We start from the raw sequence: 22,342 nt of genomic DNA, 5'->3' as shown, positions 1-22,342 counted from the left end.
GGGTCGTGGAGCATCTCGATATCGAAGCGGATCCAGCCGCGCGCCGGGTGGCGCATGGTCTTGATCGCCGACCTCCACGAGCCGACCTCGCCGCGTTCCCAGTGGTCGCGGAAGACCGCGCTGCGGGCGACGACCTCGTCGCGGATCGCCCGCGCGTTCGACGACTATGCCGAGTACGCGCTGGACACCGAGGACTACGCCGCGGACTGGATCGACCGGATCAAGCCCGAGCTGCTGGAGTCGACCACCACCACCGACGGCGTGGTCGCCGCGTTGCCGATCCTCACCGCGGGCAGCACGGCTGATCTGATCTGATGGCGGCGGAGGGGGCGTGCGCTCCCGCCGCCGCCATCGCTCTTCCTGGAGGCACATCCCATGCTGCACACCTGGCGCTGGTTCGGTCCCGCCGACCCGATCACCCTGGCCGAGGTCCGGCAGACCGGCGCGACCGGCATCGTCACCGCCCTGCACCACCTGCCCAACGGCGCGGTGTGGACCGTCGAGGAGATCCGCGCCCGTCAGGCCGAGATCGAGGCCGCCGGACTGGTCTGGTCCGTGGTGGAGAGCGTCCCCGTGCACGAGGACATCAAGACCGGTGGGCCGCGTGCCGCCGAGGCGGTCGAGCACTACCAGCAGTCGCTGCGCAATCTGGCGGCCTGCGGACTCGACGTCGTCTGCTACAACTTCATGCCGGTCCTGGACTGGACCCGCACCGACCTGGCGTACCCGATGCCGGACGGCGCCCTGGCCCTGCGGTTCGACGCTACCGCGCTGGCGGCCTTCGACCTGTTCGACCTGGCCCGGCCCGGCGCGGCCGACGACTGGACCCCCGAGCAGACCGCCCGTGCCGCCGGGCTCTGGGACACGCTGGACGCCGACGCCCGCGACCGGCTGCGTGCCACCGTCCTGGCCGGCCTGCCCGGCGCGGAGGAGCACTACGACCTGGACCGGTTCCGTGCCGCGCTCGCGACCTACGACGACGTGCCCGCCGACCGCCTGCGCGGACACCTGGACGACTTCCTGCGCGCGATCGTCCCGGTCGCCGAGCAGGTCGGCGTGCGGATGGCGATCCACCCCGACGACCCGCCCCGGCCGATGTTCGGCCTGCCGCGGGTGGTCTCCACCGCCGACGACGCCCAGCGGGTGCTGGACGCCGCACCGTCCGAGGCCAACGGCCTGACCATGTGCGTCGGCTCGTACGGCTCCCGCGCGGACAACGACGTGGTGGCGATGACCCGCCGGTTCGCCGACCGGATCCACTTCGCCCACCTGCGCAGCGTGCTGCTGGACGACGACGGGGCGTCCTTCACCGAGGCGCCGCACCTGGCCGGGGACGCGGACATGGTCGCCGTGATCGACGCGCTGCTCGCCGAGGAGGACCGGCGCGGCGCGGCGATCCCGATGCGCCCGGACCACGGCCACGTGCTGCTGGACGACGCCTCCCGGGTGACGAACCCCGGGTACTCGCTGTACGGGCGGCTGCGCGGGCTCGCCGAGCTGCGCGGCGTCGAGCTCGCGGTCCGCCGCCTGCGCGGGGCCTGACCGCGCGCGCCTCGCGGCCGGCACCCCTGGTCGAGAGTGCACGAAGGCAGGCCTCCGCGCACCGGAAGCCTGCCTTCGTGCACTCTCACCGGACCCGACGGTCCGGGCGGATGCTCAGTCCGCGTCGAGGTCGCGGGCGAGCATGGCGACCAGCTCGTCCAGCACGGCGTCCGCGCCGTCCGCGTCCGAGCTGAGCTCCACGGTCTCCCCGTGCTTGACGCCCAGGCCCATCACCATCAGCAGGCTCGCGGCGTCCACCGGGGTGCCGCCCTCCTTGGCGATGGTCACCGGGATGCCGTGACCCTGCACCGCACGGGCGAACAGGGACGCGGGGCGGGCGTGCAGCCCCACCGAGGACGCGACGGTGACCTGACGAGTGGCCATGAGGGGATTCCTTCCAGACGGACGAGTGCCAGAGCTCGAGTGTGCCTGATCCGTGTGCGCCGCACCGGGCGCGCCGCACCAGGGCCGCCCGGACGGACCACGCCCGGACCCGACACGCCGGACCCGGGATCCGGATTCCGGGCCTGCACCCGCACGGTCATGGGCCTCAGGGACAAAGGTCCCGACTTACCCCTCATGTTGTGTTGCGAGTCTTGCCCGGACACAACATCTAGTGGCGGTCGCAGGCACCGCGCGAAAGGGATGACCCGGGATGACCGCTATGGAGATCGACCGTCCGCAGGTGGCCGAGGACGCCACGCTGATCGTGCGGAAGCGCGACGGTCGGGCCCTCCCCTACGACGGCTCCCGGATCCAGGCCGCCCTGCGCAAGGCGTTCGTCGAGGTGCACGGTGAGGTCTCCGCCCTGCACGAGCTGATGCTGACCGACCTGGTCGCGCAGGCCCACGCCGAGCTGGCCGCCCGCTTCACCGGCGAGGTGAAGATCTACGAGATCCAGAACGTCGTCGAGCACATCCTGGTGGAGTCGCACGAGTACGAGGTCGCGCAGCGGTACATCGACTACCGGGTGCAGCGCGACCTGGCACGCAGCCGCGCGCTGGACGTGAACCACTCGGTCGGCCAGCTGATCGGCAAGGACCAGACGGTCGTCAACGAGAACGCCAACAAGGACAGCGACGTCTTCAACACCCAGCGCGACCTGACCGCGGGCGCGGTCGGCAAGGCGATCGGGCTGCGGATGCTCCCGCCGCACGTGGCGAACGCGCACGCGAAGGGCGACCTGCACTACCACGACCTGGACTACCACCCCTACGCGCCGATGACGAACTGCTGCCTGATCGACTTCCGCACCATGCTGGCCGACGGCTTCCGGATCGGGAACGCCCAGGTCGACCCGCCGCGCTCGATCCAGACCGCCACCGCGCAGATCTCCCAGATCATCGCGAACGTGTCCTCCAGCCAGTACGGCGGGTGCTCGGTGAACCGGATCGACGAGCTGCTGGCGCCCTACGCCGAGCGGAATTTCGCGAAGCACCTCGCGGACGCCGAGCGCTGGATCACCGGCGACGACCGGCGCGAGGCCTACGCCCGGGAGAAGACCAGCAAGGACATCTACGACGCGATGCAGTCGCTGGAGTACGAGATCAACACCCTGTTCACCTCGAACGGGCAGACCCCGTTCACCTCGGTGGGCTTCGGACTCGGCACCGGCTGGTTCGAGCGGGAGATCCAGCGCGCCATCCTGCAGATCCGGATCCTCGGCCTGGGCAAGGAGCGTCGCACCGCGATCTTCCCGAAGCTGATCTTCACGCTGCGCCGCGGGGTCAACCTGGAGCAGGCCGATCCCAACTACGACCTCAAGCAGCTCGCGGTCGAGTGCGCCACCAAGCGGATGTACCCCGACATCCTCAGCTACGACAAGATCGTGGAGATCACCGGATCGTTCAAGGTGCCGATGGGCTGCCGCTCGTTCCTGCAGGGATGGCAGGACGCGAACGGCGACGACGTCGTCGAGGGCCGGATGAACCTGGGCGTGGTCACGCTCAACATCCCCCGGATCGCGCTGGAGACCCGTGGCGACCAGGACCGGTTCTGGTCCCTGCTGGAGCAGCGGCTGGAGACCGTGCACGACGCCCTGCTGTTCCGGGTCGAGCGGTGCAAGGAGGCCGTGCCCGCCAACGCGCCGATCCTCTACGTGCACGGCGCGTTCGGCCAGCGGCTCGCCCCGGACGACGAGGTCGACTCGCTGTTCCGCGACGGCCGGGCCACCGTGTCGCTCGGGTACATCGGCCTGTACGAGGCGGCCGCGGCGTTCTTCGGCGGCGCATGGGAGTCCGACCCGGAGGCCAAGGAGTTCACGCTCCGGATCCTGCGCACCCTGCACGCCCGCGCCCAGGACTGGACCGCCCGGCACGGCTACCAGTTCAGCGTCTACTCCACCCCGTCCGAGTCGCTGACCGACCGGTTCTGCCGCCTGGACAAGAAGAAGTTCGGCTCGGTGCCCGACATCACCGACAAGGACTACTACACGAACTCCTTCCACTACGACGTCCGCAAGGCGCCGACCCCGTTCGAGAAGCTCGACTTCGAGGCGGACTACCCGGCCTACGCCTCCGGCGGGTTCATCCACTACTGCGAGTACCCAGTGCTGCAGCAGAACCCGAAGGCGTTGGAGGCGGTCTGGGACTACGCCTACGACCGGGTCGGCTACCTCGGCACCAACACCCCGATCGACCACTGCCTGGAGTGCGACTTCTCCGGCGACTTCACCCCGACCGAACGCGGCTTCGCCTGCCCGTCCTGCGGCAATACCGACCCGCGGACCTGTGACGTGGTCAAGCGCACCTGCGGCTACCTGGGCAACCCGCAGCAGCGCCCGATGGTGCACGGCCGCCACGTGGAGATCTCCTCCCGGGTCAAGCACCTGGAGGGCAGCACCGGGTCGGTCCCGAGCGCGTCATGACCCGGGATCCGCGCCCGGACTGGACCGCCGCGCGGCTCAGCGGGCGCCGGGTCGCCGACTACAAGCCGTTCGTGATGGTCGACGGCGAGGGGGTGCGCTGCTCGCTGTACGTGAGCGGCTGCCCCTTCGCCTGCGCCGGCTGCTTCAACGAGGCCGCCTGGTCGTTCCGCTACGGCACGGTCTACGACGAGGCGCTCGCCGACCGGATCGTCACCGACCTGCGGCACTCCGCGGTCCAGGGCCTGTCCCTGCTCGGCGGTGAGCCGTTCCTCAACACCCAGGTCTGCCTGGACGTCGTTCACCGGCTGCGCGCCGAGCACGGCCGGGCCAAGGACGTGTGGTGCTGGACCGGCTACACCCTGGAGGAACTGCTGACCGGGAGCGCGGACAAGCGGGAGCTGCTCGGCGAGCTGGACGTGCTGGTCGACGGGCGATTCGAGCTGGCGCAGCGGGATCTGAGTCTGGCGTTCCGGGGCAGCCGGAACCAACGGGTGCTGGACGTGCCGGCGTCGCTCGCCGCGGGACGGGCGGTCACGTGGACCGGTGGGCTGCGGACCGCGCAGGACGCGGAGCAGGTGGACCGGCGGGCGCTGCTCTAGCGGTCCGGCTCGTCGGCCGTCCGGTCGACGAGCTCGATCGCGGACAGCAGGCCGGCGATCTCGAGGATCACCAGGGCCAGGTCCGGCGGGTTCCGGACGACGAGCGGGGACGCGGTGGGCGGCCGCCGCAGCAGCAGGTTCGCGAGCAGGGCGACCACCGAGGAGTCGATGAACGTCACCTCGGTGAGGTCGACGACGTCCACGGCGTTCAGGTCGTCCGCGGTCAGGGCGTCGCCACCCGCCCTGACCACCGGCAGGTCGACCTCGCCCGCCATCCAGAGGACGTCGGGCGTCAGCGGGTCGATCCAGACCCGGCCGGCACCGGGTGGGCCGACCGGGTCGTGGGCCGCGGAAGAGTGCACCCGCCAGTATCGGCACGTGCGGGGGATCGGCGCGAGCACCCGCCGGGTGTCCCCACCCAGGTGGCGGGGCCACGGCCGGTTCTCACGACCCGATCACCCGTTCGCGCTCGACCCGAATGTGAGCCGCATGACATCGCCAGGAGCGGGTGATCATCGCCGCCGATCCTTGGTCCGGCCGCTGCCGTGCCGATAAGGACCCAATGCTCCCTGGTCCGCGTTCCGCACAGACGAGACGGGGCCGCGTCCTCGCGGCCGCGGTCTCGCTGCTGCTGCTCGTCCTGGTGGCGCTCGCGGGTGGGCTGCCCGCCGCGGCGTGGCTGTCCGGTGCGCTCGTCGCGGCGACGTCCGCGCATCTGCTCCGCAACCGCTCCCGCGACGACGAGTCCCCGGTGTGGCTCTGGTCGAGCCGCGGGGCCTGGTCCGTCGCCGCAGGGCTCGCCGCCGAGGCGGTTCTCCGTGCGGCCGATCCGGCGGGGACCGCTACCGGGCTGCGCGGCTGGGGCGTGACCGTCGCGGCGGTCGCCGCCTGCGCCTGCCTCTACCAGGGCATGGTCCGATGGAACCGGTCCGGGACCGAACTGTCGGACCCCGGTGACTGGCTGAACGGGATCAGCGCGTTCCTGGCGGCCCTGGCGCTCGCGGCCCTGACGCTCGCCTGGACCTCGGGGACGGGCCTGACCGGGCAGGACTTCTCGCACCTGATCCGGTTGTCGGCGGTGACCGTCCTGGCGGGCAGTTGCCTGACGGTGACGGCGATCGCGGATCTGCGCACCGACCCCCGTGCCCTGGTGCTGACCGCGGCCGCGCTGCTCACCGGCGGCGGCGAGGCGGTCGTGCTGGCCCTGACCGCCGAGGCCCCGGCCGGCGGACCGGCGGATCTGATCGTGCTGGGCGTCTGGACGCTGCTGGCGCTCGCCGCGGCACTGGCCGGGCGGATGCCGCGCGGTGAACGCACCGCCGCGTACGCCTCGTCCCGGGCGACGACCGCCGGATCCGTCGTGGTCATCGCGGCGTCGATCGGCATCCTGGCCGCGAACTCCGCGCTGCGCGACGGGTCCGTCCCGGTGAGCGTCCTGGCCGCCGCCGCCGGGCTCTCGGCCTGCGTCCGGGTCCTCCGGCTCGTCCACGACCTGTCGCAGCTGGCGGCCTCGCGGATCGAGGCCCGCACCGACTCGTTGACCGGCGTGCCGAACCGACGGGCGCTCATCGAGCGGCTGGACGCGCTGTCGGAGACCGAGGACGGCGCCGCCCTGCTGGTGATCGACCTGGACCGGTTCAAGGACGTGAACGACCGGTACGGGCACGCGGTCGGTGACGCTCTGATCCAGGACATGGCCGAGCGTCTGGCCGGGACCTTGAACGGACGGGGCCTCCTGGCAAGACTGGGCGGCGACGAGTTCGCCGTCGTCCTGAGCGACCCCGACCCGGACCGCGCCGTGACCATCGCGCGGGAGCTCTGCGAGGCCGCGGCCGTTCCGAGCGAGACCGGCGGCCGGGTCCTGCGGGTCTCGGCGAGCATCGGCGTCGCGAGCACGATGCTGGGCGAGCAGCGCGACGGCGAACTGCTGCGCGGTGCCGACGCCGCGATGTACATCGCCAAACGGTCGGGCAGCGGCGTGTGCGTCTACGACCGGGCCACCGACGCCCAGGCGCGCACCCGGCACGAGCTCGCCGAGGAGCTCCGGGCCATGCTGACCGGCTCCACCGCCGAGCACGGTCACCTCACGGTGCACTTCCAGCCGCAGCTCGACGCCGCGACGGGCCGGGTGCTGGCCGCCGAGGCCCTGGTGCGGTGGGACCACCCCCGTCGCGGGCTGCTCGGACCGTACGCGTTCCTCGACCTGGCCGAGGAGCACGGTCTGATGACGCCGCTGACCTGGCACGTGCTGGACCAGGCGACCGGGCAGGCGGCGCTCTGGCGGGCCGCCGGACTCGATCTCCCGGTGGCGGTCAACCTCTCGACCTCCTGCCTGGAGTACCCGGGCCTGCTCCAGGCGTTGGAGGGTGCCCTGGACCGCGCCGGGCTGCCGCCCAGCCGGCTCGTCGTGGAGATCACCGAGACCACCCTGATGCACGACCCCCGGCTCGCGGTCGAGGTCACCCGGCAGATCGCCGGCCTCGGCATCGCGGTCAGCATCGACGACTACGGGACCGGCTACTCCTCGCTCGCCTACCTCAACGACCTCCCGGCGGAGGAGCTGAAGCTCGATCGGTCGTTCACCGGCAAGCTCACCTCGGACCCGCGCACCCGGGCCATCGTCTCCGGGACCATCGAGCTCGCGCACCACCTCGGGCTCCGCCTGGTCGCGGAGGGGGTCGAGGACGAGGCCACGCTCGACCTCCTGCGGCGCCTGGGCTGCGACCGGACGCAGGGGTTCCTGCACGCCCGGCCGATGCCTGCGCCGGACTTCGCCGAGTGGATGCGGTCCGCACGGACCGTGGTGGCGGACGCCTGACCGGCAGGTTTCACCCGCGGGTCAGGACGTTGGCCCTCTCGGAAAGCACGTCGCCCCACCGTTGGATGGGGTATGGAACGGGATCCCGACCCAGCAGGCCGGATCGACCTCGGCAGCGACGAGCCGTGGGTGCTGCGCGTGACCGGAACGGCCGATGACCGGGTCGTGCGCGCCTTCGCCGGCGCGCTGGCACCCGGGGGCGATCTGCGGGACGCGGTCCGGCACCTCGCACCGGTGCGCACGCTGGACCTGCGGGAGGCCGACGAGCTGGGCGACCTGGCGCTCGACCTGGTCGGCGTCCTGATGTGCCACCTCACGCCCGGCTACTCGCGGCTGACGGTCCTGGGGGCCGTCCCGGCGGTCCGACGGCGACTGGTCGAGCGCGGTCTCGACGCCCTGATCACGTTCTCCGCGGGTCCCGGGACGTAGGGGAGCTCCACCGTCGGGTCGACGCCCGGCCCGCCGGATCGGCCCGGCCGCCACGCCGATCGCCCGCCGCCCGGTTCGCGCGAGGAACCGGGACCCGTCCTCGGGCGTTGTCCGCACATGACCCACCCCGCCCCCGAGGGCCTCGCCGCCGAGCTGGACGCCGCCGAGCGCTCCCCGCTCCTGCGCCGGATGCACGCCCTGCGCGAGCGCCTGCACCGCCGGCGCAGCACCCGCCTGGTCTACCGCGCCCTGGTGACCACCGTGGGCGGCGCGATCGTGGCCACCGGCATCGTGCTGCTGGTGCTCCCCGGCCCGGGGTGGCTGCTGATCTTCCTGGGCCTGGGGGTGCTCGGCACCGAGTTCCCGGCGATCCGCCGGGTGACCGACCGGTTCAAGGCCTGGGTGCTCCGGCTCTGGCACCGGTGGCGCGCACGTCGGTCCCGGTAGCCCCGCTCACCCCGCCAGGGTCAGCGGCCGGTCGATCGTGCGCAGCACCCGGTCCAACTGATCACGGGTGCCGGTGAGCCGGTGCGCCTCGACGCATCCGCCCCGGGCGATGGCGGCGTGCAGGTCCCCGGACACCGTCCGCACGTCGAGCCGACCGGTGCGACCCCAGCGGGCCCGGGCGGTCACCGCGTCGCGCAGTCCGGTCAGGAACGCGCGGTTGCGGGCCGGATGCCCGGCGACCAGGAGGGCGTCGGGGTCGACCAGCCGGCAGAACACCGCGACCGCCTGCCCGAGGTGGCGACCGGCGGCGAGCTGCACGGCGGGGTCGTGCGGGGTGCGACGGGCGATCCCGAGCACGTCGTCCAGACGGTGGCGGCGGGCGACCCCGAGCGTGGTCTCCTGACTGGGCAGCACCAGGGAGCCGATCCCGCCCGCCAGGCCCGCGGCCCCGGTGACGACCCGTCCGTCCAGCAGGGTGGCGGCCCGGACGGTGTCCTCGGCGTCGACGCAGAGCACGGTCCCGGACACCGCCTCGGAACTGAGCGCGAGTTCGGCCCACGGACGCACGTGCACCTGGGCGTGCAGCTCGGCGGCCAGGGCGCCAGCGGCGACCGGATGCTCACCGGTGTCCGAGAGCAGGACGGTCAGCACCGGGGCGCCGGGCAGGAACTCCGCGGCGGCCCGGGTCAGGCCGGGGGCGAGCAGGTCGGCGCGGACGGCGCAGCGACCCCGCACCCGGCCGGTCAGGTCCGCGACGGCGAGTCGGGCGCGCTCGCCGTCGCTCTGCACCACGGCGAGCGCCCCGGCCGCCGCGTTGAGCCGGAACCGGTCACGAGGGCGTCCGGTGACCGCCGGGTCCTTGCCCGCGTCGACGATCAGGCAGTGCCGGCTGAGCAGGTCGAGATGTTTGGTGACCGTGTTCCGGGCCCGGCCGGTGATCCGCTGCAGGTCGGCCCGGGTGTGCGGACGGCCGTCCCAGAAGACCGCCAGGGTCTCGGTGGCGTCGGCGTAGAACGGTGTCATCGGGCGTTCGCGGACCTTCCACTCGTGGTGGCCGGTTCGCACGCCCGTGGGCGAGTCGGCTGCTGCTCCCCGCAGTCAAGACCCCTCCCGACCTGCAGGGACGGGACCTTCGGCCCCGGACACGACCGCACCCCCCGACCTGGTGCGCCGAGGGGTGCGGTCGTGCGGGTGGTTCAGGCGGCGACGGCGACCTGCTGGTCGGCGACGGCCTCCTCGGGCAGCTTGCGGGTGCTCTTGAGCGCCACGACGATCGCCGCCGACACCAGCGTGCCGATCAGGACCGCGAGGATGAACCCGCCGAAGTTGGAGATCAGCGGGAGCACCCAGATGCCGCCGTGCGGTGCCTGCAGCCCGGAGCCGAAGGCCATCACCAGCGCGCCGGTGACCCCGGAGCCGACGACGGAGGACACGATCACGCGCCACGGGTCGGCGGCGGCGAACGGGATGGCCCCCTCGGAGATGAAGCTCAGGCCGAGCAGCACCGCGGCCTTGCCGTTCTCCTGCTCCTGCGGGGTGAACAGGCGCTTGCGGACGAAGGTGGCCGTGGCCAGGGCCAGCGGGGCGACCATCCCGGCGGCCATCACCGCGGCCATGATCCGGTACTGCACCGCGTCCGCTCCCAGGCCGCTGGTGGCCAGGCCGGTGACCGCGAAGGTGTAGGCCACCTTGTTCACCGGCCCGCCCAGGTCGAAGCCCATCATCGCGCCGAGCAGCACGCCCATCAGGATCAGGTTGGAGCCGGAGAGGCCGTTCAGCCAGGAGGTGAGCGCGTCCATCAGCGCGGCGATCGGGCGCCCGATCAGGACGAACATCAGGAAGCCGGTGATCAGCGACGACAGCAGCGGGGTGACCACGACCGGCATCACACCGCGCACGCCCTTGGGCACCCGCCAGTTGCTGATCCACAGCGCGAGGAAGCCGGCGACGAACCCGGTGACCAGACCGCCCAGGAACCCGGCGCCGATCGCGACCGAGATCGAGCCGCCGACGAACCCGGGCACCAGGCCGGGGCGGTTGGCGATGCCGTAGGCGATGAACCCGGAGAGCACCGGCACCAGGAACGCGAACGCCGCGGAGCCGGTCTGGAACAGCAGCGCCGCCCAGTCCTGGCCGGAGGCGATCGAGAAGTTCTGGATCAGGTCCTGCACGGTCACCTGGGTGACCTCGACCGCGCCGGTCTGGCCCCAGGCCGCCTGCGCGACCATGAAGCCGAGCGCGATCAGGATCCCGCCCGCGGCGACGAACGGGATCATGTAGCTGACTCCGGTCATCAGCCACTGCCGGATCCGGGTGCCGACGGAGGCGTTCGGGTCGACCTTGGTGGTGGGACCGGCGGCAGCCGCAGCCGGTGCGGACCCGGTGACCGCACCGGACTCGACCGCGGCGATCGCCTGGCCGAGCACCCCGGGTGCGTCGTGCACGGCCTTCTTCACGCCGACGTCGACGGTGGGCTTCCCGGCGAACCGGTCCCGGTTCTGCACCTCCAGGTCGGCGGCGAAGATGACCCCGTCGGCGGCCGCGATCACGGCCGGGTCGATCGGGGTGGATCCGGCGGCGCCCTGGGTCTCCACGACGACCTCGTGCCCGGCGGCCTTGCCCGCCTGCTCGAGGGCCTCCGCGGCCATGTAGGTGTGCGCGATGCCGGTGGGGCACGAGGTGACGGCGACGAACTTCACGACGGGACGACCTCTCGGGTGATGATCTCGGCCACGGTGGTGGCGTCGGGGGCGTCGAGCAGCGACTGCCGGAACGACGCGTGCACCAGGCGGCGGGCCAGGGCGGCGAGGATCTGCAGGTGGTCCGCGTCGCCACCGGCGGGCGCGGCGATCAGGAACACCAGGCGGGCGGGGCCGTCCTCGGCGCCCCAGTCCACGCCGTCGCGCAGCTTGCCGATGGCCAGGCTGGGCGCGGTGACGTGCTCGGAGCGGGCGTGCGGCAGACCGACGCCGCCCGGCATGCCGGTGGGCATCTGCGCCTCGCGGGCCCGGACGTCGGCGGCGAAGCCCTCGGCGTCGGTGACCCGGCCGGCGGCGTGCAGCACGGCGATCAGCTGGGCGGTCGCGTCCTCGCGGTCGCCGGCGACCAGGTCGGTGAGGACCAGGTCCGGGATGGTGAGCGGCTGGCTCATGTCACAGCTCCTTGAGGGTGGTGGCGGGGTCGGGGTCGACCACGACGGCGACCTCGGACGGGTGGATGTCGGCAGGCCCGGGCACTGCGCTGCCCGGGAGCAGGACCGCGGCGCGGCCCCAGGCGACGGACCGGGCCAGCCGGACCGCGGGATCGGGATCGGCGGCGGCCAGATAGCCCGCGAGGGTGCAGTCCCCGGCGCCGACGGTGGAGAGCGGGACCAGTGCCGGGCCGCCTGCCCACCAGCTGCGGTCGGCGTGCACCAGCAGCGCGCCGTGGCTGCCGAGCGAGACCAGCACCGCGCCGATGCCCCCGGCGATCAGCTCCCGAGCGGCGCCCTGGACGTCTCCCACGGTGCTCAGCTCGGTCCCGACCAGCTCGGCGAGCTCCTCGTCGTTCGGCTTCACCAGGGCGAGACCGCCGTGCGCGACCGCGGTGTCCAGCGGTGCGCCCGAGGTGTCGGCGACCACCGGGACCCCGGCGCGCACCCCCAGGTCGATCGCACGGGTCAGCAGGGAGTCGGCCTGTCCGACCGGCAGCGAGCCGGCGATCACCAGGGCACGGGCGTCCGGCAGCAGCTCGGCCTCCACGGCGGCCAGCAGCGTGTCGACCTCCGCGGCGGACAGCGGCGCTCCCGGGCTGTTGACCTTGGTGGTCCGCCCGTTGGCCTCGGCGAGCGTGAGGTTCGACCGGGTGTCCCCCGCGACCCGGACCGGGTGCGCCGCCACGCCCTGTTCGCCCAGCAGGTCGACGATGCGGGCGCCGTCCGGGCCGCCGACCGGCAGCACCGCACGGGAGGAGACACCGTGGGCGGCCAGCGCCCGGGTGACGTTCAGGCCCTTGCCGCCCGGGTGCAGGTGCTCGGCGGCCGCGCGGTTCACCCCGCCCAGCTCCAGCCGCGGCAGGTCCAGCGCCCGGTCCAGGCTTGGGTTGGGGGTCAGCGTGACGATCATGCCCGCACCACCCGGGTGCCGGCGGACTCGAACTCCTCCGCCAGCTCCGGTGGGACGCCGGTGTCGGTGACGAGCGCGTCGACCGCGGACAGCGGGGCGACGTGCGCGAAGTCCTCGCGGCCGAGCTTGGTGTGGTCGGCCAGCACCACGGTGCGCCGACCGGCGTGCACCAGGGCGGCCTTCACCGCGGCTTCGGCCAGGTCCGGGGTGGTCAGCCCGTGTTCGACGCTGAGTCCGTTGGTGCCGAGGAAGGTGACGTCGACCCGGATCTCGGCCAGCTCGCGCAGTGCCCAGCTGCCCACCGCGGCCAGCGTGCGGCCACGGACGGTGCCGCCGACCAGGTGCAGCGTGATGTGGGACCGGGTGGCCAGCACGGTGGCGACCGGCAGGGCATGGGTGACGACGGTGAGCTCGCGGTCGCTGGGCAGCAGCTCGGCCAGCCGGACCGTGGTGGTCCCGGCGTCCAGCAGCACGGAGCCGCCGTCCGGGAGCTCGTCCAGCGCGGCCTTGGCGATCCGCTCCTTCTCCGCGGAGAGCAGCCCCTCGCGCTGGGCCAGACCGGGCTCGAACCCCAGCCGCTCGACCGGGATCGCGCCGCCGTGCACCCGGCGCACCAGGCCGTGCCGTTCCAGGACGGTCAGGTCGCGCCGGACCGTCTCGGTGGTGACGTCGAGGTCGGCGGCGAGTGAGGTGACGTCCACGCGTCCGTCCCGCCGTGCCACGGCGAGGATCTGCTGCTGGCGCTCCGTTGCGTACACGTCGACTCCATCGTGAGGTGCTGCCGGTCCGTCCCGACCGGACGAGTGTGCGGCGCACGCGGCACAGAAGTCAACCCAAAACAACAAATTCGGGGGCGAAACCACATCGGCCTCCCCGGGCGAGGTGCCCGGGGAGGCCGATCAGCAGACGGGGTCAGCGCAGACCGGCGGCCTTCGCCCACGCCACCGCTTCCGTGCGGCTGGTGGCTCCCACCTTGCGGTAGACCGCCCGCACCTGGGTCTTGACCGTGTTCCGGCTGACGAACAGCCGGCGCGCGATCTCCTCCAGGGTGTCGCCCTTGCTCAGCTCCGCCAGCACGACCCGCTCCCGGGTGCTCAGAGGATCGCCGAACATCGCGGGGCGCCGGGCCGTGTCGGCGTCGAGGGTGGTGGTCATCAGGGGGCTCCTCCGTACGGGTGACCGATCCGCGGCATCCTGCCGCGTCAGGGGTTCGGACCCACCCGGCTCCGGGATGGGTGGCTCACCCGGACGGCCCAACGCCGAGCCCGGCGCCACCACCTCACCTCAGCTGCGCACGGCGTAGACGAACGTCGAGGTCGCGGCCCGCAGCTGCGCGGACATCCGGGCCAGCTCCGCCACCGCGTCACCGATCTGCTGCACGTTCCGGGTGGAGTCCTCCGCCGCACCGGCCACCGCGGTGATCGTGGTCGCGATCTCCCCGGATCCGGTCGCGGCCTCGGCGACCGAGCGGGACATCTCCGTGGTGGTCGCCGTCTGCTCCTCCACCGCGCTCGCGATCGTCAGCTGGTAGTCGTTGATGTCGGAGACGATCCGGGCGATCTCGGCGATGGCGGTGACCGCCGCGGCAGTCTCGGACTGGATCGCCTCCACCCGGCGGGCGATGTCCTCGGTCGCGGTCGCGGTCTCCTGCGCCAGCTCCTTGACCTCACCGGCCACCACCGCGAAGCCCTTGCCCGCCTCCCCCGCACGCGCCGCCTCGATCGTCGCGTTCAATGCCAGCAGGTTGGTCTGCTCCGCGATGCTGGTGATCACCTTCACCACGTTGCCGATCTCCTGGCTGGAGGTGCCCAGGCGGGTGACCTGCTCGTTCGTGGCGCTGGCGACCTCGGTGGCCTGTGCGGCGACCTTGGCGGCCTGCGCGGCGTTCTGCGCGATCTCCCGGATGCTGGCGCCCATCTCCTCGGCGCCGGCCGCCACGGTCTGGATGTTCCGGGAGACCTGCTCCGACGACGACGCCACCACCCCGGCCTGACCGGAGGTGCGCTCGGCGCCCGCCGCCACCTCTCCGCTGGACGCGGTGAGCTGCTCCGCCGACGCCGCCACGGCACCGGCGGTGTCGACGACCGTGGCGATCGTCGCGCGCAGCGCCTCCTGCGCCCGCTCCAACGACCGGGCCATGGTGCCCAGCTCGTCCTGCCCGCGGACGTCCGGCGTGGCGGTGAGGTCACCGCGCTCCAACGCGGACAGCGAGGCGACCATCCCGCGCACGTCCCGGCGCAGGGAGCGGATCACCACGGTGCAGGCGGCGCCGGAGATCACCAGCGCCGTGACCAGCGCGGCCCAGAGCACCAGGATGCTCTGCCGCTGCAGCACCGCACCCTGGCGCTCGGTCTCGTCGGCGACCTGCGCCAGCGCACTGGCCTCCGCCTCCAGCGCGTCGTTGGCGCTGCCGGCCACGTCGCGCAGGTCCCCGCTCACCAGAGCGGTCGCCTGGGCCTCCTCACCGGAGGACACCAGGTCCAGCACCTGCCGCGCGCCGTCCAGGTAGGCGGACAGCTGGTCGTCGATCGCGGCGAACGAGTCGTCGCTGCTGGCGTGGTCCCGGTACCCGTCCAGGTCACCCTGCAGGTCGTCGATCCACTGGTCCAGATCGGCGACCGCGGTCTCCTGATCGGCCGCGGGGGTGCTGGGCAGCGAATTGAGCCGGGCCCGCACGCTGCCGAAGTCCCGCGTGGTGTCCACGAGCTCGACCAGCGGCTCGGCGGCCCGGTCGTACATGTGGCGCTGCTGGTCGGCGAGCAGGCCGAGACGCGCGCTCGCCATCACGCTCAGTCCGACCGCCACCAGGCCCAGGAAGCCCAGGCACGCCGCCACCTTGGTCGCGATCGATTTCTGCAGAAAGCCTCGCACGTTCACATCCCTCGTTCCGGCCCCCTGCGGGGGAACCATCGACCGCAGGGGGCCGGGACGAAGGGATCGGGGTGCGTTTCACCCGGTCAGGAGGTCAGAGCGTCGCGCCGTTCTCCGCGATGACCTGCTGGTACCAGTCGAAGGACGCCTTCGGGGTGCGGCTCAGGGTGCCGTTGCCCTCGTTGTCCTGGTCGACGTAGATCAGCCCGTAGCGCTTGGACATCTGCGAGGTCGAGGCCGCGATGATGTCCAGGCCGCCCCAGGCCGTGTAGCCCAGCACCCGCACGCCGTCGTCGATCGCCTCGCCGATCTGCGCGATGTGGGTGCGCAGGTACTCGATCCGGTACGGGTCGTCGACCCGGCCGTCCGGGCCGACCTCGTCCTGGGCGCCCAGACCGTTCTCCACCACGAACAGCGGGACCTGGTACCGGTCCCACATGTCGCGCAGCGCGATCCGCAACCCGACCGGGTCGTGGTGCACGCCCCAGTCGGTGACCTCCAGGTGCGGATTGCGGATGCTGGAGAAGATGTTGCCGCCGGTGATCCCGTACTGGGACGGGTCCGCCGCCGACACCAAGGACATGTAGTAGCTGAACGACAGGAAGTCGACCGTGCCGGCGGCCAGCTCCTCGGCGTCACCGGGTGCCATGTCGACCGTGATGCCCTGCTCCGCCCACAGCCGGCCGGTGAACGTCGGGTACGCGCCGCGCACCTGGACGTCGGTGTGCAGCAGGTTGAGATCGTTCGCCTCCAGAGCCGCCAGCACGTCACCGGGGGCACTGGTCGCCGGGTAGTGCAGCATCCGGGCCAGCATGCAGCCGACCTGGGCCTGCGGGTCGATGTCCTTGATGATCCGGACCGCCCGGGCGCTGGCCACGTACTGGTGGTGCACCGCCTGCCAGGCCTTCTGGACGGTGTTCTCGCCCTCGCGGGTCACGACGCCACCACCGGTGTACGGCTCCAGCAGGGTGGTGTTGATCTCGTTGAACGTCAGCCAGTAGGTGACCAGCGGGTGCAGCTCGCGCACGACGGTGTCGACGTAGCGGGTGTACAGGTCGATCACCGAGCGATCGGCCCAGCCGTCCCGGCCGTCGGCGACCAGCGCGAGCGGCATCTCGTAGTGCGACAGGGTGACGATCGGCTCGATCCCGCGCTCGCGCAGCCGGGTGAAGAGGTCCCGGTAGAAGTCGAGGCCGGCCTGATTCGGCTCCGCGTCGTCCCCGTTCGGGAAGATCCGGGTCCAGGCGATCGACAGCCGCAACGCGGTGATGCCGAGCTCCGCGAACAGGTCGACGTCCTCGCGGTACCGGTGGTAGAAGTCCACGCCGTAACGCTTCGGGTAGCCGGAACCGCCCTCGACCGTGCGGGCGGTGGCGATCTCCTCGTCCGAGGCCCGCATCAGGGCCTCGAGCGCGGTGTAGTTCCGGGCGTTCGGGTCCCGGAACGGCACCACGTCGGCGGTGGACAGGCCCTTGCCGTCGGCGTCGAACCCGCCCTCGACCTGGTTCGCCGCGAAGGCGACGCCCCAGAGGAAGCCGTCGGGAAAACTCATCGGGTGGCCTCCAGGGCGTGCTCGAGGGACTCGATCGCCAGGAGGCGGTCACCGGCGCGGACGGTGCCGCTCACGACCGGCTCCACCCCGGCGAACGCGGGGGTGTTGGTCACCACGATCACGGTGGTGACGTCGTGGGTGGCCGAGACGGCGGGCAGGTCGACGGTCAGCATCGGGTCGCCGGTGCGCACCCGGTCGCCGTCCTTGACGTGCGCGGTGAAGCCCTTGCCGCCGAGCTCCACGGTGTCGATGCCGACGTGCACCAGCAGTTCGATGCCGTCGTCGCTGATCAGACCGACCACGTGCTTGGTCGGGAACACGGTCACCACCGTGCCGGTGAACGGCGCGACGATCTCACCGTCGGAGGGCCGCACCGCGATGCCCTTGCCCAGGGTGGCGCCGGAGAACGCCGGATCGTTCACCCGGTCCAACGGGACCACGGTGCCGTTGGCCGGGGACTTCACCGTCGCCAGGTCGTCCTCGGCCGCGCGGGCGGTCCCGGTGCTCGCCGGCTCCACGACACCGCCGGTCAGCGGCGACTCGTCGAAGCCGATGACGCAGACCGCGATCAGGGAGCCCACGAACGCCGCGCCCATCGCCAGCGCGGACCAGCCGAAGGTGGCACCGGCCAGACCGGGCAGACCCGGCAGGCCACTGTTGCCGACCAGGGCGTAGGCCTGCGCGTTGAAGCCGAGCGAGATCGCGCCGCCGATGGCACCACCGACCATGCTGCCCAGGAACACCTTGCGCATCGGGACCAGCAGACCGAACAGACCCGGCTCGGTGACACCCATCAGCGCGGTCAGTCCGGTGGACAGCGACAGCGCGCGGACCTTGCCGGACCGGGCGCGGATCGCGACGCCGAACAGCGCACCGGCGACCGACATCACCTGGACGTAGGTCAGCGGCAGGAACGGGTCGCTGCCCAGGGTGGCCAGGTTGCCGAGGATGAACGGCACCAGGGCCGCGTGCATCCCGGTCATGATGATCAGGGACAGCAGCGCACCGAGCAGGATCCCGGAGAACACGCCGCCGTGGGTCAGCAGCCAGTTCAGGCCGCCGGAGATCTGCTCGCCGATGATCGAGCCGAGCGGGCCGAGGGCGACCAGGGTCACGGGGCCGACCACCAGCAGGCTGAGCAGCGGGACCACGCTCAGGTGCAGGGCCTGCGGCATGATCCGCTTCAGCCCGCGCTCCACCCAGGACAGCGCCCACACCGCCAGCAGCGACGGGATCACGGTGTACGAGTAGGTGGTCGCGGTGACCGGCACGCCGAGGAAGTGCACCGGGTCGCCCGCGCTCAGCAGGGTCACCAGACCCGGGTAGACCAGCGCGGCGGACAGCGCACCGGCGACGAAGACGTTGGTCTTGAACGTCCGGGCCGCGGAGATCGCCAGCAGGATCGGCAGGAAGTAGAAGAAGCCGTCACCCAGGGCGTACAGCAGCTGGTAGTTCTGGGTCTCGGTGGACATCCAGCCCAGCCAGACCGCGAGCGCCAGCAGCCCCTTGATCAGACCGGCGCCGGCGATCGCGGGGACCAGCGGCGGGAAGGTCTGGGACAGGAAGCCGAAGAACCGGTCGACGACGTTGCCGCCCTGCTTCACGGGCGCGTCGTCGCTGTCGGCGCCGTCGGCCGTCACGACCTTGCGGTTCAGCCCCGGGTGGCCGGTGGTGACCGCGTCGAAGACCTTGGGCACGTCGTTGCCGATGATCACCTGGAACTGCTCGCCGCTCTGGTTGATCGCCTGGACGGCGGGCACCGCGCGCACGGCGGCCTCGTCGACCTGCGACCGGTCGGCCAGGGTGAACCGCAGTCGGGTGATGCAGTGGTAGAGCGAGGTGATGTTCTCCTCGCCACCGACCGCCGCGACGATCGCGGCAGCGTCCTTCTCGTACGTCACAGGATGCTCCTGAAGGTCCCGGCGTGTGCCGGGTGGGAGGGATCAGAGCAGGTTGGACAGGTGCAGACCCAGATACGTCTGCTCCTGCAGCGTCATCACGTGACCGTGACGTTCCTCCACGACCCGGGCGACCACGTCGACACAGGCGAACGCCCTCGGCTGCTGCTCCCGCAGGAACGCGTGCAGCTTCGGGTCACCGCCGTCGGCCACCTGGCCCTCGACCACCCGCTGTGCCAGGAAGCGCAGGTGGGTCGCGAACCGCAGATAGGCGTGCCGCTCGTCGTCGTCCGCGATCCCCAGCTCACGGCGCACCACGCTCAGGACGTCCTTCATGAACGCCATCAGCCGGTCGGTCTTCTCCGACGGCCCGCCCACGGTCGCGTTCACGAAGTGCAACGCGATGTTGACGGCCTCGTCGTCGGTGAACTCGACCCCCAACTGCTTGTTGAGGATCATCACCGCCGACCGCGCGAAGAGGTACTCGTCGCGGTGGATCGTCCGTACCTCCACGGCGAGCGGGTTGGCGAGGGAGATCCCCTCCCGCACCCGCTGCACCGCGTAGACCAGGTGATCGGCCAGCGCGGGGAAGATGCCGTCCCCGAACTCGTGGCCGAGCGACCTGCGGGCGACCGTGACGATGTCCGCCGTGACCTGGATGATCTCCGGTGGGATCGTCGCCATGATGGAGGCGAAGTGCTGCCCGGCAGCGTCGTCGCGGAGCCGGAACACCGACTCCACCCGGGTCTCGTCGATGACGTCCCCCGGCTTCCCACGGAAGCCGATGGCCTTGCCGACGACGATGACCTCGCGGCCCGCGGCATCCACCGCGCCCACGACGTTGTTGTTGAGGATGCGACGCACTCTCACGGGACACTCCGTTGCAGACCTGCTCTACCGGGGCCCTCGTTGGCCTCGGCGGTGGTGTTGCCTGCTCGGAGCAGTGACAAGCCGAGGGGAAGGTAACACCGGGTTCGCGGGGGCGGCAAACATCTTCACCCGGTGGGCGGGAGGCCGGTCACCGCCACGCGCACACCCACCCCACCCCTCACTCCGCGCCCCGCATCCCCTCATCACGCCCGCCGCATCACCCAGTCCCGTCGGCCAGGAGCACTCAAGACGGGTCGGGTCCCACTCAGGCGCACCCCACCGCCGTACAGACTCACCGCTGCGAGAAGGCCGGCACGTGGACGTGGCATGCCCTCGTCGCGATCGCCGTCACGCGCGTCCGCCCCCAGGAGTCCGTCATGTCTGCCCCAGCCCGCCTCGGCGCGCGGTCGATCACCGCGTTCCTCGCCCTCCTCGCCCTGATCGGGCTCTCGATCCGGCCTGCCGCCGCGGACGACGTGGTCTCGTTCACCGACCCGGACCTCCAGACCTGTGTGAACACGACGCTCGGGGTGGGCGACGGGTCGGCGGCGATCACCACGACGCAGGCCACCAGAGTCACCACGCTGGTCTGCGCCTCGGTGGGCGACCTGGGCGGAGCCGAGGCGCTGACCGGTCTGCGCAAGCTCACCCTCACGCAGGCACAGGAGCTGTCCTCGGTCGCCCCGCTGGCCGGGCTGCCCCGGCTCGAGAACCTGACGATCGTCAACGGCGCTGTCACCGACCTCACGCCTCTCCAGGAGCTGCCGGCGCTGACCTCCCTCACCCTCAACACCCCGGACGCGAAGCTCGCCGATCTGTCCGTGGTCGGCACGCTCACCGGCCTCACCTCGCTCGCGCTGCACGCCGCCGGGGACTTCAGCGGGAACGCGCTCGCACCGCTGTCGGCGCTCACGTCGCTGCAGGATCTGTATCTGACCAGCAATTCGATCGACGACGTCGAGCCGCTGCGGGCCCTGACCGCGCTGAAGCACCTCGAGTTGCCGAGCAACAAGATCGCCGACGTCGAGCCGCTGTCCGGGCTCCCGGTGCTGGAGTACCTCAGTCTGAGCACCAACGCGGTGAGCGACCCCAACCCGCTCGGCTCGCTCAGCACGCTGCTCCAGCTCCAGCTGGACCACAACACCATCGAGGACGCCTCCGGACTGGCCGCGCTCCCCGGCCTGACCTACCTCCAGATCAGCTACAACAAGCTGGCCGACCTGGAGTTCGTCCGCGACTGGGACTCGCTCGTCACCCTCACCGCCGTGGTCAACGAGGTCTCCGACCTCAGCCCGCTGCTCGGCCTGCCCTCGCTGACCTACGCCGGGCTCTCCAGCAACCGGATCGTCGACGCGAGCGCGCTCGAGGGGACGCCGGAGGCCGCCTACATCTGGGTCAGCAACCAGCAGGTCACGCTGGACGACATCGCGGTCGGCGCCCGGCAGGCCAACCCGCTGATCGGCATCGACGGCGAGGTCGTCCTGCCGACCTCGACCACCGCGACGATCGATGCGGCCGACAACAGCTGGACCTTCGCCACCGCGCAGCGCAACACGCTGACCTGGAACGTGCCGATCGGCACCACCGGTCGGGCGTTCAGCGGCACGCTCACCCAGGTGTCGGTGGAGCAGGTGGAGGACGTGGCGCTCACCCTGACCGGGAGCGCCGTGCTGGCGGCGGGCGCCACCGGCGTCGCGGGTGACGACGTCGAGTACACCTTCCTCCTCACCAACACCGGCGACGTCACGCTCTCGGACGTCACCCTCGGCACGACCCTGGTCGACCTCGGCGGCCTGACCTTCGACTGGCCGGGCGCGGAGGGTGTGCTCGCGCCCGGTGAGCGGGTGACGGTCACCGCGCGCCACCCGCTCACCGCCGACGAGGTCACGGCCGGGTCGGTGGTGAACACCGCCTCGGCGACCGGGACCTCGCCGCTGGGCGCCGAGGCGACCGCCGACGCCGTCGTGACCCTGGCGCTGCCGGAGATCGCGCCGGATCCGGATCCGGACCCGACACCGGACCCCGAGCCCGCGCCGGACCCCGATCCGATCCCGGACCCGACTCCGAACCCCGAGCCCACTCCTGAGCCGACGCCGACCGCACCCGTGACGCCTTCCGCCGACCCGACCCCGGGGCCGACAGCCGCCGCGACCGCCACGAAGGCCGCGGGTACTCCGACGGCGACCGGCGTGCTGGCCCGGACCGGGCTCACCACGCTCCCCGCCGCCCTGCTGAGCGTCGTCCTGCTGGGCGCCGGTGCCGTCGCCCTGTGGAGCGCCCGGCGCGCACGTCAGCGCCGCTGACCGGCCATCGCGGGTGCGGCGGCACCGGGCACCGCCGACCGCAC

The 22,342-nt window shown here is 72.2% G+C and carries 20 protein-coding genes; 8 read left to right on the top strand and 12 right to left on the bottom strand.

The window, feature by feature from the left end; all coding sequences use genetic code 11:
* Together OGL89_RS09270 and uxuA are read left to right on the top strand one after the other, a co-directional pair.
* Positions 1-315: hypothetical protein (locus OGL89_RS09270; protein WP_263119713.1), on the top strand; the 315-nt coding region annotated here is incomplete at its 5' end.
* Positions 316-375: 60 nt separating this feature from the next.
* Positions 376-1,542 (top strand): mannonate dehydratase, encoded by a 1,167-nt coding sequence (gene uxuA, locus OGL89_RS09265; protein WP_263119712.1) that lies wholly within the window; start codon positions 376-378, stop codon positions 1,540-1,542.
* Positions 1,543-1,656: 114 nt separating this feature from the next.
* On the opposite strand, the gene OGL89_RS09260 is transcribed toward uxuA, so the two are convergent.
* Positions 1,657-1,926 (bottom strand): HPr family phosphocarrier protein, encoded by a 270-nt coding sequence (locus tag OGL89_RS09260; RefSeq protein WP_263119710.1) that lies wholly within the window; start codon positions 1,924-1,926, stop codon positions 1,657-1,659.
* 271 nt (positions 1,927-2,197) lie between these two features.
* Between OGL89_RS09260 and nrdD the strand changes: the two genes are divergently transcribed.
* Both nrdD and nrdG read left to right on the top strand, forming a co-directional pair.
* A complete protein-coding gene (gene nrdD / locus OGL89_RS09255) occupies positions 2,198-4,408 on the top strand; it encodes an anaerobic ribonucleoside-triphosphate reductase (RefSeq protein ID WP_263119709.1) in 2,211 nt (736 codons plus the stop codon).
* Positions 4,405-5,007 (top strand): anaerobic ribonucleoside-triphosphate reductase activating protein, encoded by a 603-nt coding sequence (nrdG, locus tag OGL89_RS09250; protein WP_263119708.1) that lies wholly within the window; start codon positions 4,405-4,407, stop codon positions 5,005-5,007. Before nrdD ends, nrdG begins: the two co-directional genes overlap by 4 nt.
* Here the strand turns inward: nrdG and OGL89_RS09245 are convergent.
* Positions 5,004-5,369, bottom strand: a complete 366-nt coding sequence (locus OGL89_RS09245) for an STAS domain-containing protein (RefSeq protein ID WP_263119706.1) — start codon at positions 5,367-5,369, stop codon at positions 5,004-5,006. The genes nrdG and OGL89_RS09245 overlap by 4 nt on opposite strands.
* A 200-nt stretch (positions 5,370-5,569) precedes the next feature.
* Here OGL89_RS09245 and OGL89_RS09240 point away from each other — a divergent pair, with 200 nt between their 5' ends.
* The 3 genes from OGL89_RS09240 to OGL89_RS09230 all read left to right on the top strand — a co-directional run bounded on the left by OGL89_RS09240 (position 5,570) and on the right by OGL89_RS09230 (position 8,701).
* On the top strand, positions 5,570-7,825 hold the full coding sequence (locus tag OGL89_RS09240) for an EAL domain-containing protein (protein WP_263119705.1): 2,256 nt from the start codon (positions 5,570-5,572) through the stop codon (positions 7,823-7,825).
* A gap of 72 nt (positions 7,826-7,897) precedes the next feature.
* Positions 7,898-8,254: a hypothetical protein gene (locus OGL89_RS09235; RefSeq protein WP_263119704.1), complete on the top strand. Its 357-nt coding sequence runs from the start codon at positions 7,898-7,900 to the stop codon at positions 8,252-8,254.
* A gap of 117 nt (positions 8,255-8,371) precedes the next feature.
* A complete protein-coding gene (locus tag OGL89_RS09230) occupies positions 8,372-8,701 on the top strand; it encodes a PGPGW domain-containing protein (protein ID WP_263119703.1) in 330 nt (109 codons plus the stop codon).
* A 6-nt stretch (positions 8,702-8,707) separates the two neighbouring features.
* On the opposite strand, the gene OGL89_RS09225 is transcribed toward OGL89_RS09230, so the two are convergent.
* The 10 genes from OGL89_RS09225 to OGL89_RS17180 all read right to left on the bottom strand — a co-directional run bounded on the left by OGL89_RS09225 (position 8,708) and on the right by OGL89_RS17180 (position 19,995).
* Positions 8,708-9,724: a hypothetical protein gene (locus OGL89_RS09225; RefSeq protein ID WP_263119702.1), complete on the bottom strand. Its 1,017-nt coding sequence runs from the start codon at positions 9,722-9,724 to the stop codon at positions 8,708-8,710.
* Between the two features lie 173 nt (positions 9,725-9,897).
* Positions 9,898-11,400 carry a fructose-specific PTS transporter subunit EIIC gene (locus OGL89_RS09220; RefSeq protein WP_263119701.1) on the bottom strand — a complete coding sequence of 501 codons (1,503 nt, stop codon included), beginning with the start codon at positions 11,398-11,400 and terminating at the stop codon, positions 9,898-9,900.
* On the bottom strand, positions 11,397-11,852 hold the full coding sequence (locus tag OGL89_RS09215; RefSeq protein ID WP_263119700.1) for a PTS sugar transporter subunit IIA: 456 nt from the start codon (positions 11,850-11,852) through the stop codon (positions 11,397-11,399). Before OGL89_RS09215 ends, OGL89_RS09220 begins: the two co-directional genes overlap by 4 nt.
* Position 11,853: 1 nt before the next feature.
* A complete protein-coding gene (locus tag OGL89_RS09210) occupies positions 11,854-12,804 on the bottom strand; it encodes a 1-phosphofructokinase family hexose kinase (RefSeq protein WP_263119699.1) in 951 nt (316 codons plus the stop codon).
* On the bottom strand, positions 12,801-13,562 hold the full coding sequence (locus tag OGL89_RS09205) for a DeoR/GlpR family DNA-binding transcription regulator (protein WP_263119698.1): 762 nt from the start codon (positions 13,560-13,562) through the stop codon (positions 12,801-12,803). The genes OGL89_RS09210 and OGL89_RS09205 overlap by 4 nt, the downstream gene beginning before the upstream one ends.
* 154 nt (positions 13,563-13,716) lie before the next feature.
* Positions 13,717-13,959 (bottom strand): LuxR C-terminal-related transcriptional regulator, encoded by a 243-nt coding sequence (locus OGL89_RS09200; protein ID WP_263119697.1) that lies wholly within the window; start codon positions 13,957-13,959, stop codon positions 13,717-13,719.
* 129 nt (positions 13,960-14,088) lie between these two features.
* Entirely contained in the window at positions 14,089-15,675 is a 1,587-nt protein-coding gene (locus OGL89_RS09195) for a methyl-accepting chemotaxis protein (RefSeq protein ID WP_263119696.1), read from the bottom strand.
* A gap of 94 nt (positions 15,676-15,769) precedes the next feature.
* On the bottom strand, positions 15,770-17,227 hold the full coding sequence (locus OGL89_RS09190) for a family 1 glycosylhydrolase (RefSeq protein ID WP_263119695.1): 1,458 nt from the start codon (positions 17,225-17,227) through the stop codon (positions 15,770-15,772).
* Positions 17,224-19,128, bottom strand: coding sequence for a beta-glucoside-specific PTS transporter subunit IIABC (locus tag OGL89_RS09185; protein ID WP_263119693.1), 1,905 nt, complete (start codon positions 19,126-19,128; stop codon positions 17,224-17,226). The genes OGL89_RS09190 and OGL89_RS09185 overlap by 4 nt, the downstream gene beginning before the upstream one ends.
* A gap of 42 nt (positions 19,129-19,170) precedes the next feature.
* Complete coding sequence (locus OGL89_RS17180) at positions 19,171-19,995, bottom strand: PRD domain-containing protein (RefSeq protein ID WP_263119692.1); 825 nt, start codon at positions 19,993-19,995, stop codon at positions 19,171-19,173.
* A 377-nt stretch (positions 19,996-20,372) separates the two neighbouring features.
* On the opposite strand from OGL89_RS17180, the gene OGL89_RS09175 reads away from it, so the two are divergent.
* Positions 20,373-22,298 carry a leucine-rich repeat domain-containing protein gene (locus tag OGL89_RS09175; protein WP_263119691.1) on the top strand — a complete coding sequence of 642 codons (1,926 nt, stop codon included), beginning with the start codon at positions 20,373-20,375 and terminating at the stop codon, positions 22,296-22,298.
* The last annotated feature ends 44 nt before the right edge of the window (positions 22,299-22,342 follow it).

The organism is Cellulomonas sp. RIT-PI-Y, from assembly GCF_025642745.1.
GTDB lineage: Bacteria > Actinomycetota > Actinomycetes > Actinomycetales > Cellulomonadaceae > Cellulomonas.
The sequence above is the reverse complement of the archived record's forward strand: the minus strand, read 5'-3'. Positions and strand labels throughout refer to the sequence as shown.